This is a genomic window from Streptomyces azureus (assembly GCF_001270025.1).
GTDB classification, from domain to species: Bacteria; Actinomycetota; Actinomycetes; order Streptomycetales; family Streptomycetaceae; genus Streptomyces; species Streptomyces azureus.
In genome coordinates, this window is record NZ_DF968377.1 from 3,474 (window position 1) to 16,722 (window position 13,249).

Annotated in this window: 12 protein-coding genes and 1 pseudogene; 4 read left to right on the top strand and 9 right to left on the bottom strand. The window is 70.6% G+C overall.

Annotated features, from left to right (window positions below):
• Window positions 1-353 (top strand): annotated as a pseudogene (locus AOQ53_RS46745) (AbfB domain-containing protein); the annotation flags it as partial.
• A 90-nt stretch (window positions 354-443) separates the two neighbouring features.
• On the opposite strand, the gene AOQ53_RS30875 reads toward AOQ53_RS46745, so the two are convergent.
• The 9 genes from AOQ53_RS30875 to AOQ53_RS30915 are packed head-to-tail and all read right to left on the bottom strand — an operon-like array spanning window position 444 to window position 8,538.
• Window positions 444-1,079: a LutC/YkgG family protein gene (locus tag AOQ53_RS30875; protein WP_059422259.1), complete on the bottom strand. Its 636-nt coding sequence runs from the start codon at window positions 1,077-1,079 to the stop codon at window positions 444-446.
• Window positions 1,076-2,575, bottom strand: coding sequence for a LutB/LldF family L-lactate oxidation iron-sulfur protein (locus tag AOQ53_RS30880; protein ID WP_059422260.1), 1,500 nt, complete (start codon window positions 2,573-2,575; stop codon window positions 1,076-1,078). Before AOQ53_RS30880 ends, AOQ53_RS30875 begins: the two co-directional genes overlap by 4 nt.
• Window positions 2,572-3,312: a (Fe-S)-binding protein gene (locus AOQ53_RS30885; RefSeq protein WP_059422261.1), complete on the bottom strand. Its 741-nt coding sequence runs from the start codon at window positions 3,310-3,312 to the stop codon at window positions 2,572-2,574. Before AOQ53_RS30885 ends, AOQ53_RS30880 begins: the two co-directional genes overlap by 4 nt.
• A complete protein-coding gene (locus AOQ53_RS30890) occupies window positions 3,303-4,217 on the bottom strand; it encodes an amidohydrolase family protein (protein WP_059422262.1) in 915 nt (304 codons plus the stop codon). Before AOQ53_RS30890 ends, AOQ53_RS30885 begins: the two co-directional genes overlap by 10 nt.
• Window positions 4,214-4,525: an L-rhamnose mutarotase gene (locus AOQ53_RS30895; RefSeq protein ID WP_059422263.1), complete on the bottom strand. Its 312-nt coding sequence runs from the start codon at window positions 4,523-4,525 to the stop codon at window positions 4,214-4,216. The genes AOQ53_RS30890 and AOQ53_RS30895 overlap by 4 nt, the downstream gene beginning before the upstream one ends.
• Window positions 4,522-5,568, bottom strand: a complete 1,047-nt coding sequence (locus AOQ53_RS30900) for an aldo/keto reductase (protein WP_059422265.1) — start codon at window positions 5,566-5,568, stop codon at window positions 4,522-4,524. Before AOQ53_RS30900 ends, AOQ53_RS30895 begins: the two co-directional genes overlap by 4 nt.
• Window positions 5,565-6,338, bottom strand: a complete 774-nt coding sequence (locus AOQ53_RS30905) for an SDR family NAD(P)-dependent oxidoreductase (RefSeq protein WP_059422268.1) — start codon at window positions 6,336-6,338, stop codon at window positions 5,565-5,567. The genes AOQ53_RS30900 and AOQ53_RS30905 overlap by 4 nt, the downstream gene beginning before the upstream one ends.
• Entirely contained in the window at window positions 6,335-7,672 is a 1,338-nt protein-coding gene (locus tag AOQ53_RS30910) for an L-fuconate dehydratase (RefSeq protein WP_059422270.1), read from the bottom strand. Before AOQ53_RS30910 ends, AOQ53_RS30905 begins: the two co-directional genes overlap by 4 nt.
• 14 nt (window positions 7,673-7,686) lie before the next feature.
• A complete protein-coding gene (locus AOQ53_RS30915; RefSeq protein ID WP_059422273.1) occupies window positions 7,687-8,538 on the bottom strand; it encodes a fumarylacetoacetate hydrolase family protein in 852 nt (283 codons plus the stop codon).
• Between the two features lie 858 nt (window positions 8,539-9,396).
• Between AOQ53_RS30915 and AOQ53_RS30920 the strand changes: the two genes are divergently transcribed.
• The 3 genes from AOQ53_RS30920 (at window position 9,397) to AOQ53_RS30930 (ending at window position 13,218) form a co-directional block, all read left to right on the top strand.
• Entirely contained in the window at window positions 9,397-10,449 is a 1,053-nt protein-coding gene (locus AOQ53_RS30920) for a sugar ABC transporter substrate-binding protein (protein ID WP_059422275.1), read from the top strand.
• A 112-nt stretch (window positions 10,450-10,561) separates the two neighbouring features.
• A complete protein-coding gene (locus AOQ53_RS30925) occupies window positions 10,562-12,172 on the top strand; it encodes a sugar ABC transporter ATP-binding protein (protein ID WP_059422277.1) in 1,611 nt (536 codons plus the stop codon).
• Window positions 12,173-12,174: 2 nt separating this feature from the next.
• Window positions 12,175-13,218 (top strand): ABC transporter permease, encoded by a 1,044-nt coding sequence (locus AOQ53_RS30930; protein ID WP_059422279.1) that lies wholly within the window; start codon window positions 12,175-12,177, stop codon window positions 13,216-13,218.
• The last annotated feature ends 31 nt before the right edge of the window (window positions 13,219-13,249 follow it).

The following is a 13,249-nucleotide window of genomic DNA, read 5'->3' on the forward strand; positions in this document are numbered from 1 at the left end:
TTACATGCCGGTCCTGACGACCAACCCGTCCAGCCCCGGCACCTACCGGCTGCCGGCGTCGGGAAGCTACAACCTGGGCGGCACGAAGAAGCGTCACGGTTCGATCCTGAACCTGACGGCCGCCGAGGAGAGCCGTGTACTCGCGCGCTGGCCCAACACGACCGCCAACCGGCTCCAGTCGTTCAGCTTTCAGGATTCGGTACGTGCGGCACGCCAACTTCGACGTGCGTATCGACCAGAACATCACCGGCCCGGACGCCCAGTTCCGGCTGAGGCCCGGCCTGGCGGGCTCCGGCACCGTCTCCTTCGAGTCGGTGAACTTCCCCGGTTACTTGCTGCGGCACTCCAACTACGCGAGGTCTGGTCAGAGGTGGAAAAGAGCACGGCTTCACAGCGCGGCCACCGGGCCACGCTGCAAAGGCGGACGGTCTCGGTGCCCTCGGCTACGTGTCCCCCACCACGACGATGTCGAGGATCCTGGGCCCGTGGACGCCCTCGACACGGTCCAGTTCGATGTCGCTGGTGGCCGAGGGACCCGAGATGAGAGTCAGCGGACGGCAGTGGTCGAGCAGGCCCCATGCCTCGGGTACGTCGGGAGCGATCTGGTCCGCCCGGACCACGCAGATGTGCTGATCCGGAAGCAGGGTCAGGGCCCGCCGTCCCTGGCCCGGACCGTGGTCGAGGGTCACGGTGCCGGTGACCGCGATGGCGGCGGCGACGGTGGTGACCACTGCGTCCGCCGCGTCGAGTTGTCCGACGGTCAGCGGCGGGACATCCGCCAGCAGCGACCACTCCCCCTCCGGAACCAGGTTTTCAGGAAGCCCGGGAGGAACCACCAGGGACCGTGCTCCGGTTCGGGCCAGCGCATGACCGACGGCCGCCGCGGCACCGGACGGCGGAACACGGACCACCGTGGCGCGGTACTCAGCGGCACGCTCGACGAACAGGCCGACGACGTCCGGTCCCATGTGATCGGCGCGGCGACCGTGCGAGGTCGGTACCTCGTCAGGGCGCTCGGAATCCGGCACGCCGGACAGTGCTCCCCGAATCGCGCTCAGGACGGTCTGGCGGCCGTTCATCGTCGTCCCTTTCCCTCCGCTGTCGTACTACCGCCTTCGCTGCCGGCTGGTCGCGTGCGGCGCCACCAGGCGCGCAGGGACTCGCGGGCAGGCGCCGGGGTGTCCCGGGTACCGGACCAGCGGGCGAACGGACCGGGCAGGGCGCCGATCCGGCCGTCACGGGCCAGCAGCCGGGCTCCGGTGGCGGCCAGCCGCTGTACGGTGGCCAGCCGGCGTGGTGAGCCCAGGACGGCACCGGCGGCCTTCATGGCGAGTGCCTCGGATGTGGGCAGCAGTCGGTCCCGGCGTTTGGCCTCCACGGCCTCGGCGCGCAGGTGGACCAGCACCTCGGGAATGTTGATCTTCACGGGGCAGGCGTCGTAACAGGCGCCGCACAGGGTCGAGGCGAAGGGCAGCGAGGCCGCGTTCTCGATGCCGGCCAGCTGCGGGGTCAGGACGGCGCCGATCGGACCGGGGTAGACCGAACCGTAGGCATGGCCACCCGTGCGCTCGTACACCGGGCAGACATTGAGGCACGCCGAACACCGGATGCAGGCGAGGGCCTGGCGGCCCACCTCGTCGGCGAGCGTGGCGGTACGGCCGTTGTCGAGCAGCACCAGGTGGAAGTTCCGGGGGCCGTCGCCCTCGGTGACACCGGTCCACAGCGAGGTGTACGGGTTCATCCGCTCACCGGTCGACGAGCGGGGCAGGAGTTGGAGGAAGACGTCCAGGTCGGCGAAGGTGGGCAGGACCTTCTCGATGCCCATGACGGTGATCAGGGTCTCCGGCAGGGTCAGGCACATCCGCCCGTTGCCCTCCGACTCCACCACCGCCACGGTGCCGGTGTCGGCGGCCGCGAAGTTGGCGCCGGAGACGGCGACCTTGGCGCGCAGGAACTTCTCCCGCAGGTGGAGCCGGGCCGCCTCGGCGAGATCGCGGGGCTCGTCGCTGAGGTCCTCGGGAGCGGGCCTGCCCCACTCCCCCATCTCCCGGCGGAAGATCTCCCGGATCTCGGAGCGGCCCCGGTGGATGGCGGGCACGAGGATGTGCGACGGGCGATCGCCGCCCAGCTGCACGATGAGTTCCGCGAGATCGGTCTCGTAGGCGCGGATGCCCGCGTCCGCGAGCGCCTCGTTGAGGCCGATCTCCTGGGTCGCCATCGACTTGACCTTGACGACCTCGTCCTCGCCGGTCGCCTTCACCAGGGCGGTCACGATGCGGTTGGCGTCGGCGGCGTCCGACGCCCAGTGAACCACTCCCCCCGCGGCGGTCACCGCCTTCTCCATGCGCAGGAGATGGTGGTCGAGATGGCGGAGGGTGCGACGCTTGATCGTCGCGGCTGCCTCCCGCAGTTCCTCCCAGTCCTCCAGTTCGGCGGCGACCGCCAGCCGTTTGTCCCGGATGGTGCCGGTCGCGCGGCGCAGGTTCGCCCGCAGCCGGGTGTCGGCGAGCGCGGTGCGCGCCGCCTCGGGGAAGGCGGGGGTGCCCAGCCATACGACGTTGTCGGCGCCGCTCACCGCACGTCCCCTTCCGTGGAGGCCAGGATCTCGGCCAGGTGCATCGTGCCGACACCGGTACGCAGCCGGGACAGGCCGCCGCCGATGTGGGTGAGACAGGAGTTGTCGCCCGCGCACAGGAACTCCGCGCCGGTGTCCTGCACATGGCGCATCTTGTCGGCCAGCATCGCGTTGGAGACTTCCGCGTTCTTCAGGGCGAAGGTGCCGCCGAAGCCGCAGCAGGACTCGGCGGCGGGCAGTTCGACGAGGTCGATGCCCTTCACGGCGCGCAGCAGCTTCAGCGGCCGGTCGCCGACGCGCAGCATGCGCAGCGAGTGGCAGGTCGGGTGGTAGGTGACGCGGTGGGGGAAGTACGCGCCGACGTCGGTGACGCCGAGGACGTCGACGAGGAGTTCCGACAGCTCGTACACCGTCGGGACCACGTGCTCGACCGCCTCGGCGAGCGCGGCGTCGCCGTACTGGGCGGCCACCACACGGTGGTGGTCGCGCACCATGCCTGCGCAGGACCCGGAGGGGGCGACGACGGCGTCGTAGCCTGCGAAGACCTCGGCGAAGCGGCGCACCATGGGCAGCGTCTCGGGACGGTAGCCGGTGTTGAAGTGCATCTGACCGCAGCAGGTCTGGCCCTGCGGGAACTCCACCGTGTGGCCGAGGCGCTCCAGCAGTGCGGTCACCGCCCGACCGGTGCGGGGGAACATCGTGTCGTTGAAGCAGGTGATGAAGAGGGCTATGCGCATGGGGTTTCCTGGGGCGGGGGCGGGCCCGGGGGTGCGGTGACGCGCAGGTCGTAGGTCCGCATGGCCGTTCCGGTGAAGACGTCGTGACGCTCGGCGGGGCCGAGCCCGGCCGTCAGCTCCCGTGCGACGGCGACCACTTCGGCGTACGTGGCGGCGAGCCGGCAGACGGGCCAGTCGGAGCCGAACATCAGCCGCGCGGGGCCGAAGGCGTCGAGCACGGTGTCGGCGTACGGCGTGAGGGCCGCGATGGTCCACGAGTCCCAGTCGGCTTCGGTGACCATGCCGGAGAGTTTGCAGACGGTGTTGGGGAGGGCGGCGAGGCGCCGGATCTGCTGCGACCAGGGGGTGAGTTCGCCGGACGCGATGGGCGGCTTGCCGAGGTGGTCGAGGACGAAGGTGAGGTCTGGCAGGCGCTCCGCGGCCTCGACGGCCGCCGCGAGTTGGTGGGGCTTCACCACCAGGTCGTAGACGAGTCCCGCTTCGGCGACGGCGGACAGACCGCGCAGGACGTCGGGGCGTACGAGCCAGCGCGGATCCGGCTCGCCCTGCACCTGGTGGCGGATGCCCACCAGGTACTCCCCTCCCGGACCCGCCCGCAGCCCCGCGAGGGTCTCCGCGATGTCGGGGGCGGTCAGGTCGGTCCAGCCGACGACCCCGGCGACCAGGTCGCTGTCGGCGGCCAGGGCCAGGAACTCCGGGGTCTCCTCCGGCACGGTGATCGTCTGCACCAGCACGGTGGCCGTGACCCCGGCCGCGCGGGCCTCCCGAGCCAGATCGGCGAGGGTGAAGTCGCGTCGCAGCGGGGCGAGTTCGTCTCCGCTGATCCAGTCCTGGTCGCGGACGGACAGGTCCCACACATGGTGGTGGGCGTCCACGACGCCGGGCACGGTTTGCGCTGCGGTCACAGTTCCCACACCACCGGCAGTGAGGCGTCCGCGCCCTGCGCGGAGTAGTCGTGGACGACGTCGAGCAGGTCGGCCATCCGGGCCTGCCAGGCGATGTTGACAGGCAACTTGTCGAGTGCGGCGATCATCGCCGGGTAGTCCTCGACCTCCAGCACATGGAACAGGTCCGTGCCGCTGCGCCAGATCGTCCATTCCCGCACTCCCGCGGCGCGGATGGCGGCGGTGAGTTCCTCGGGCACCTCCCGGTGCGCGGCCTCGTACTCCTCGATGCGGTCGGCGCGGACCTTGGTGTGCAGGGCGACCCTCATGACGGCTCCTTCGACGGCATGGCTTCCCCGGTCGGCGCGGCTTCGCCGGCCTGTGCGGTTACGGGGACGGGGGTGTCCGCATCCAGCAGGCCCTCGGCGCGCAGTTCCTCCCACAGGGCGTCCGGAATCGGGCGCCGCAGCTGCTCCACCGTGTCGCGTACCTCCTGAGGGGTGCGCGCGCCGGTCAGGACGCTGTTGACCGCGGAGTGGCCGAACGGGAAGCGCAGCGCGGCGGCCCGCAGCGGCACGCCATGGCGTTCGCAGACCGCGAGGAGCCGCAGCGCCCGGTCGAGGACCGGCTGCGGAGCGGGTGCGTAGTCGTACGTGGCGCCGGGCCGGGGGGCCGTCAGCAACCCGGAGTTGAACACCCCGCCGATGACCACGCTGCGGCGGCGGGCAGCTGCCTCCGGGAGCAGTTCGGTGAGCGAGTCCTGTTCCAGGAGGGTGTAGCGGCCGGCCAGCAGCACCACGTCGATGTCGGTCTCGCGCACGAACCGGGCGGGCAGCGCGGACTGGTTCATCCCGACTCCGATCGCCCCGACCACGCCTTCGGCGCGCAGCCGCTCCAGCGCCGGGTACGCCTCGCGCAGCGCCTGGTCGGCGTGGTCGTCGGGGTCGTGGAGCAGGGCGATGTCGATCCGGTCGAGGCCGAGGCGTTCCAGGCTGGCCTCCAGGGAGCGCAGCACTCCGTCGGCGCTGAAGTCCCAGACGCGGCGGTGGGTGGCCGGGACGGCGAAGCCGTGGGCGAGGTCGTCGCCGGCACTGCCGTCCGGGTCCGGTACGAGAAGCCGTCCCACCTTGGTGGAGAGCGTGTAGGTGTCACGGGGGCGGTCGCGCAGCGCGGCGCCGAGCCGCCGTTCCGACAGGCCGAGACCGTAGTGGGGCGCGCTGTCGAAGGTGCGGATGCCGGCGTCCCAGGCCGCCTCCACCGTGGCGTGGGCGGCCTCGTCGGTGACGGGGTGGAAGAGGTTGCCGAGGGCGGCACAGCCCAGCGCCAGTTCCGAGACCGGTACCGTGCCGCCGCCCAGCGTGGTGGTCCTCACGACCGGTCCACCGGGCGCAGTCGCAGTCCCTGCATGCCGCCGTCCACCGCGAGCGCGGTGCCGGTGACGGACGCCGCGGCCGGACTCGCCAGGTAGACGATGGCGGCGGCGACCTCGTCGGCGGTGACCAGGCGTCCCATGGGCTGGCGGGCGTTGAGGGCGGCGCGCTCCGCCTCGGGATCGTCGGCCGCGTCCAGCAGCCGGGCCACCCAGGGAGTGTCTGCGGTGCCGGGGTTGACGCAGTTGACGCGGATGCCCTCGCGGACGTGGTCGGCGGCCATGGCCAGGGTCAGCGACAGCACGGCGCCCTTGCTGGCGGAGTACAGGGCCCGCTGCGGCAGTCCGGCGGTGGCCGCGATGGAGCAGGTGTTGACGACGGACGCAGTGCCCGGACGGGCAGTGGCAGCGCGGCGCAGGTGGGGCAGGGCGGCACGGGTGGTGCGGACGATGCCGAGGACGTTGACGTCCAGGACCCGGTGCCACTGCTCGTCGGAGTTGTCCTCGACGGTGCCCGCCGCGCCGATGCCCGCGTTGTTGACCAGGATGTCGATGCCGCCGAGCCGATCGGCCGCCGTGCCCACGGCGGCGCGCACGGAGGCGTCGTCGCTGACGTCGGCCTGGAGGCCGAGCAGCGGTTCGCTGACGCCGCCCGGGTCGAGGTCGAGCACGGCGACCGCCGCGCCCTGGGCCGCCAGTGCGCGGGCCGTGGCGAGCCCGATGCCGGACGCGCCCCCGGTGACGACGGCTTTGAGCCCTGACAGACCGCTCATGCCACGTCCTCCGGTCCAGCGAGGTCGGCGGCCCAGAAGGCGCCGTCCGGGTAGCGGTATTCGGCAAGGGACGCGGGGTGCATGGTGGCGGAGAAGCCCGGGGTCAGCGGCGCCGTGTAGTGACCGTCGCGCATCACCACGGGCGCGGTGAAGTGCTCATGGAGGTGGTCGACGAACTCGATGACGCGATTCTCGGTCGTGCCGGACAGCGCCAGGTAGTCGAACATCGACAGGTGCTGCACCAGCTCGCACAGGCCCACTCCGCCGGCGTGCGGGCAGACCGGCACCCCGAACTTCGCGGCGAGCAGCAGGATCGCGAGGTTCTCGTTGACCCCTGCGACCCGGGCCGCGTCGATCTGGAGCACGTCGATGGCATCGGCCTGGAGGAGTTGCTTGAAGATGATGCGGTTCTGCACGTGTTCGCCGGTGGCGACCTTCACGGGGGCGACGCCCCGGCGGACGGCGGCGTGGCCCAGGACGTCGTCGGGGCTGGTGGGCTCCTCGATCCAGTACGGGTCGAACTCGGCGAGCGCGTTGGTCCACTCGACCGCCTCCCCGACGTTCCAGCGCTGGTTGGCGTCGATGGCGATGCGGATCTTCTCGCCGACGGCGGCGCGGGCGGTGCGCATGCGGCGGATGTCGTCGGCGAGGTCGGCGCCCACCTTGAGCTTGATCTGGGTGAAGCCGTCGGCGACGGCCTGCTTGGCCAGCCGGGTGAGCTTCTCGTCGGAGTAGCCGAGCCAGCCCGGAGAGGTGGTGTAACCGGGGTAGCCGCGCTCCAGCAGGAGACTCTCTCGCTCCGCGAGCCCGGTGCGGCCCTCGCGCAGCAGCTGGAGGGCGTCCTCGGGGGTGAGGGCGTCGGCGATGTAGCGGAAGTCGACCTGGGAGACCAGCCACTCGGGGTCGGCGTGGGCGAGCAGTCGCCACAGGGGCTGCCCGGCGCGCTTGGCGGCCAGGTCCCACACGGCGTTGACGACCGCGCCGATGGCCATGTGCATCACGCCCTTCTCGGGGCCCAGCCAGCGCAGCTGGCTGTCTCCGATCAGGTCACGGCTGATCGAGCCCGGGTCGGCGCACAGCTCCTCCACGGAGCGGCCCACGAGGTGGGGCCGCAGGGCACCGATCGCGGCGACCTGGACGTCGTTGCCTCGTCCGATGGTGAAGGTGAAGCCGTGGCCCTCGTGCCCGTCGACCGCGTCCGTGCGCAGCACGAGATAGGCGGCGGAGTAGTCGGGGTCCGGGTTCATCGCGTCGGAGCCGTCCAGTTCCCGCGAGGTGGGGAAGCGGATGTCGTAGGTGTCGACGGCGGTGATCCGGGCGGAGGTCGTAGTCAAGGTGGTCCTGCCTTTCACGCTTGGGTGAAGGTCTGGCGCTGGCTGCCGAGGCCGTCGACGGAAAGCTCGACGGTGTCGCCGGGGCGCAGGAAGGGAGTGCCGGGGAGTCCTAGAGCCACGCCCGCGGGCGTACCGGTGTTGATCACGTCACCCGGTTCCAGGACCATGTACTGGCTCAGGTACGACACGATGTGGTCGACCGGGAAGATCATGTCGCCGGTGCGGCCGTCCTGCCGCTTCACCCCGTTGACGCTGAGGTGCAGGCCGAGGTCCTGCGGGTCGCCGACCTCGTCGGCGGTGACCAGCCACGGGCCGAGCGGGTTGAAGGTCTCGCAGGACTTGCCCAGGTCCCACTGCGGGGAGTACTCCAGCTGGAACTCGCGCTCCGAGACGTCATGGCTGATCGCATAGCCGGCGATCACGGCCCGCGCGGCCTCGGGTCCGTCGAGGTAACGAGCCCGCCGTCCGATGACGACCGCCAGCTCGACCTCCCAGTCGGTCTTGACCGAGCCTCGGGGGATCAGCACCTCGTCGTACGGGCCGACGACCGTGCCCGGGTCCTTCATGAAGACCACCGGGCGGGGCGGGATCGCGGCGCCGGTCTCGGCGGCGTGGTCGCGGTAGTTCAGCCCGACGCAGATGATCTTGCCGGGACGGACGAGGGGGGCGCCGATCCGCAGGCCGTCGGTGTCGAGCTCGGGCAGTCCGCCCGCCACGACGGCCGCGCGGGCCCGGTCCACTCCCCCGGAGGCGAGGAAGTCGCCGTCGATGTCCCGGGTCACCGAGGAGAGGTCCAGCAGCCGGCCGTCGTCGGTGCGGACCGCGGGTCGTTCCTCGCCGGGGGCGCCGACTCGTAGCAGTTTCACTGGGGGCTCCCTTGCCGTGCGGGGTTTCGTCTGAGTGTGGGTCGCCGTAGGGCTGAGCCGCCTGCGGTGCGCCGGGCCGGGCCTGCCCTGACGGGCTCCGCTCATCCACCTCTGTAGTCATCGGATGTATGGCGGCACAGTGACCCTAGATGCGGACATCGCGCCTGGCAACGGATTCCTCGGATGTATTTTCTCGACGTTGCCAGTCAGGCCCGCACAAGTGCAGATTCACCATGGTCGCCCCGGGCCACGAGGTCGACACGCGAGCCGCCATCCGATGAATCCGAGGTGAGCCGCGAGGTCACCTCCACTGGTGAGAACGACACCGGCAGGCACACGACGGACCACCCCAGGCGTATACGGGTCCTCCGGGCACTCCCCCGGCCCCGCTTCCGCCGGCCCAGGTGGCTCCGTTGTCGAATCGTGAGCTTCCGCAGCGCCCCGCCCGTCACGCACAAGGTCGAAACTGTGCAGGTCGCGAAGGGTGTCAGTGGGAAGCGGCCCGGCCGGAACAGTGTCTTCGCTCACTACGGCGTGATGTCCCGCACATCTGTGGCGGCGAACCCTTGTCAACGTCGGCAACGCCGTCGTACGGTCCTCGACGTCCGGTATACATCGGAGGAATGGCTGCACGGTCCTGTACGCCCATTCGGCTCGCATCCGTGCGGTCGCTCCGCCTCCGCATCTCCCGGTCCCCGGCTGACCCTCACACCCACCCCACAGGGCATGATCCGCGCACCTCCACGCCGGATCGGCAACTGCCCGTCCGGCGACCTCGCCCCTCCCCCGCAGGCAGGTACGCCCTCCCCACCGTCGCCCTGCGGCCCCAGTGCCCCTGGCTAAGGAGAGAACACGGCCATGAACCTCGCTCGCACCCGCTCCACCGCCGCAGCCGCCACCGCTGTTCTCGCGGTGCTGACACTCGCCACCGCGTGCAACCGCGAAAGCACCGGCTCGGCCGCCTCCGGCGGTGACAAGCCCGCCATCGGGATCGACCTGCCGCGCTCCGACTCCGACTTCTGGAACTCCTACGCGCAGTACATCGAGAAGGGCGTCAAGTCCGACGGCATCAAAGCGCTGCCGATCAGCAACTCGCAGAACGACGTCACCAAGCTCGTCGCCAACGTGCAGGTGTTCCAGAACACCGGGGCCAAGGCCGTGGTCATGGCTCCGCAGGACACCGGGGCCATCGCCTCCACCCTCGACACCCTCGCGTCGAAGAAGATCCCGGTGGTCAGCGTCGACACCCGGCCCGACAAGGGCGACGTCTACATGGTCGTGCGCGCCGACAACCGGGCGTACGGCACCAAGGCCTGCGAGTTCCTCGGCAAGCAGCTGGGCGGGAAGGGCAAGGTCGCCGAGTTCCAGGGTGCCCTGGACTCGATCAACGGGCGCGACCGCTCCGAGGCTTTCGCGGAGTGCATGAAGACCAAGTTCCCGAAGATCAAGGTGTTCGAGCTGCCCACCGACTGGAAGGGCGACGTGGCCTCGGCCAAGCTTCAGTCGCTGCTCGCCCAGCACCCGGATCTGAACGGCATCTACATGCAGGCGGGCGGTGTCTTCCTGCAGCCGACCCTGGCGCTGCTGGAGCAGAAGGGCCTGCTCAAGCCGGCCGGCCAGAAGGGGCACATCTCGATCATCTCCAACGACGGCATCCCGCAGGAGTTCGAGGCCATCCGCAAGGGCCAGATCGACGCCACCGTCTCCCAGCCCGCCGACCTCTACGCCAAGTACGCGCTGTACTACGCCAAGGCGGCGGCCGAGGGCAAGACCTTCAAGGCGGGCAAGACCGACCACGACTCCACCATCATCAAGCTGCCCAACGGCCTCGAAGACCAGCTGCCCGCCCCTCTGGTCACCAAGGACAACGTCGACGACAAGACCCTTTGGGGCAACAACGTCGGCGGATGACCGGCGCTCCCCGCCCGCCGCGTCGGGGGACGCACAGCCTCCCGCCCCCCGACGCGGGCAGCCTCCCGCACCCCTCGGCTCCAGCCTCCGTACACGAAGGACGGTATCCACCATGGCGGACACCGCGACCGCCCCGGCGACCGGCCCCGGCACTCCGGCCCCTGTGGCCGAGGCGACCGGTATCAGCAAACGATTCGGCGCGACCGTCGCACTGCGCGACGCCCGTATCACCGTCGCCCCCGGCGAGGCGCACGCCCTGGTCGGACGCAACGGCGCCGGCAAGTCGACACTCGTGTCCATCCTCACCGGCCTCCAGCAACCCGACACCGGCACGCTGCGCTTCTCCGGCGAGCCGGCACCCGCCTTCGGTGACATCGACGCCTGGCGCTCCCGCGTGGCATGCGTCTACCAGCACTCCACCGTCATCGGTGACCTGACCGTCGCCGAGAACCTCTTCCTGAACCGGCAGAGTGCCGGCGCGGTGCAGCCCATCCGCTGGAAGCAACTGCGCCGGCGTGCCGAGGAACTGCTCGGCGAGTACGGCGTGGCCGTCGACGCGACCGCGCGGGCCAAGGACCTCACCGTCGAGCAACGGCAGTTCGTCGAGATCGCACGGGCCCTGTCGTTCGGTGCACGCTTCATCATCCTCGACGAGCCGACCGCAAAACTCGACGCCCGCGGCATCAACCGCCTCTTCGGCAAGCTCCGCGACCTCCAACGGCAGGGCGTCGCCTTCCTCTTCATCTCGCACCACCTGCAAGAGGTGTACGACCTCTGCACCACCGTCACCGTCTACCGTGACGCGGCCCACATCCTGACCGCGCCCGTCGCCGAACTCGGTCACCAGGCACTGGTGGAGGCCATGACCGGCGAGTCGGCCTCCACGATCACCGCTGCCGGGGGTTCTCCGGTCGTGCGGGAGGACGCCCCGGAACTGCTGGCGATCGACGGCCTGACCCTGCCCGGCGTCTGCGAGGACATCTCCCTCTCGGTCCGCTCCGGCGAGGTCGTCGGGCTCGCCGGCGCCACCGCCAGCGGCAATGTGCAGGTGGGTGAGACGATCGCCGGTCTGCACCGCGCCAAGGAAGGCCGTATCACGGTGGGCGGCAGGAACGTGCGCACCGGCAGCGTGCCGTCCGCGCTCACCGTCGGAGTCGGTCTGGTCCCCGAGGACCGCCACCTCCAAGGGCTGGTGAACAACCGCAGCGTGGCGGAGAACGCGACGCTCACCGTCACCGATCAGCTCGGTCCGTTCGGCACGGTGCTGCCCGCCCGCACGAAGGCGTTCGCCGGACGCATGATCAGGGACCTCGACATCAAGACGCCGGGAGCCGCCACCCCGGTCTCCGCCCTCTCGGGCGGCAACCAGCAGAAGGTCGTCGTCGCCCGGGCCCTGGCCACCGATCCGCACGTCCTGGTGGCCATCCGCCCCACCAACGGAGTGGACGTCAAGTCCAAGGAGTTCCTCCTGGGCCGCATCCGGCAGGTCGCGGACGGCGGCAAGGCCGCGCTGATCGTCTCCGACGAACTGGACGACCTGAAGGTCTGTGACCGGGTCGTCGTCATGTTCCACGGCCGCGTGGTCGCCGAGTTCGACCGCGGCTGGAAGGACGAGGTCGTCGTCGCCGCCATCGAGGGCGTCAGCGGCGGCACGGCCCCCGCCACCGCGTCCCCCGCATCCGCCGTACCCGCCTCAACCGGCACAGACGAGCACGGAAGGTAGTCATGTCCGCCACCACAGATCTCACCGACCCCGCAGTGAGCAAGGCCGAGCCGGCCGCCGCGGACACCGCGCGCCGCCGGGTCGACTTCGGGCGCTTCCGTGAACTGTCCCTGGTCCCGGCGATCCTCGTCCTCGGCCTGATCGGGTTCATCGTCTCGCCGGCCTTCCTGACCGCCGACAACCTCATCGGCGTGGCCCAGCAGTCCACCGAGCTCAGCCTGCTGGTGCTGGCCACCGCATTGATCCTGATCTGCGGCCGGATGGACCTGTCCCTGGAGTCCACCATCGGCGTGGCGCCCGTCATCGCCGTGTGGCTGGTCCTGCCGACCAGCGGAGCCCGGTTCACGGGTCTCGGGATGTTCCCCGAGTGGACGGCCGTACCGCTCTGTCTGCTGGTGGGCGTGGTGATCGGGGCCCTCAACGGCTTCCTGATCCTGAAGCTGCGCCTCAACGGCTTCATCGTCACCCTCGGCATGCTCACCATGCTGCGCGGACTCCAGGTCGCCCTCTCCGAGGGCCAGTCCATCGTGGAACTGCCGTCTTCCTTCACCTACCTGGGCAAGTCGTCGTGGCTGGGTGTCCCGGCCGCGATCTGGATCTGCGTGGTGCTCTTCGCCATCGGCGGCAGCGCGCTGGCCTGGCTGCGCCACGGCCGGGCGCTCTACGCGATCGGCGGCAACCCGGAGGCGGCCCGTACCGCCGGCATCCGCGTCGACCGCATCGTGTGGATCGTCCTCATCCTCGGCAGCGTCCTCGCCGCGTTCGCCGGCATCCTCTACAGCGGCCACTACGGCTCCATCTCCGCCACCCAGGGCAGCGGCTGGATCTTCCAGGTCTTCGCCGCGACCGTCATCGGCGGAGTCAGCCTCAACGGCGGCAAGGGCTCGATCTTCGGCGCGCTCACCGGTGTGCTGACGCTGCAACTCGTCGTGAACGTCATGACGTTGGCGGGTGTACCAGCGCTGTGGAACCAGTTCCTCAACGGAGCCATCATCATCGTCGCACTGATCATCTCCCGCTTCGCCTCCGGCGAGAAGCAGGAATAGCCACGTACCGCGGGCGGCTCCGCCGGGCCCC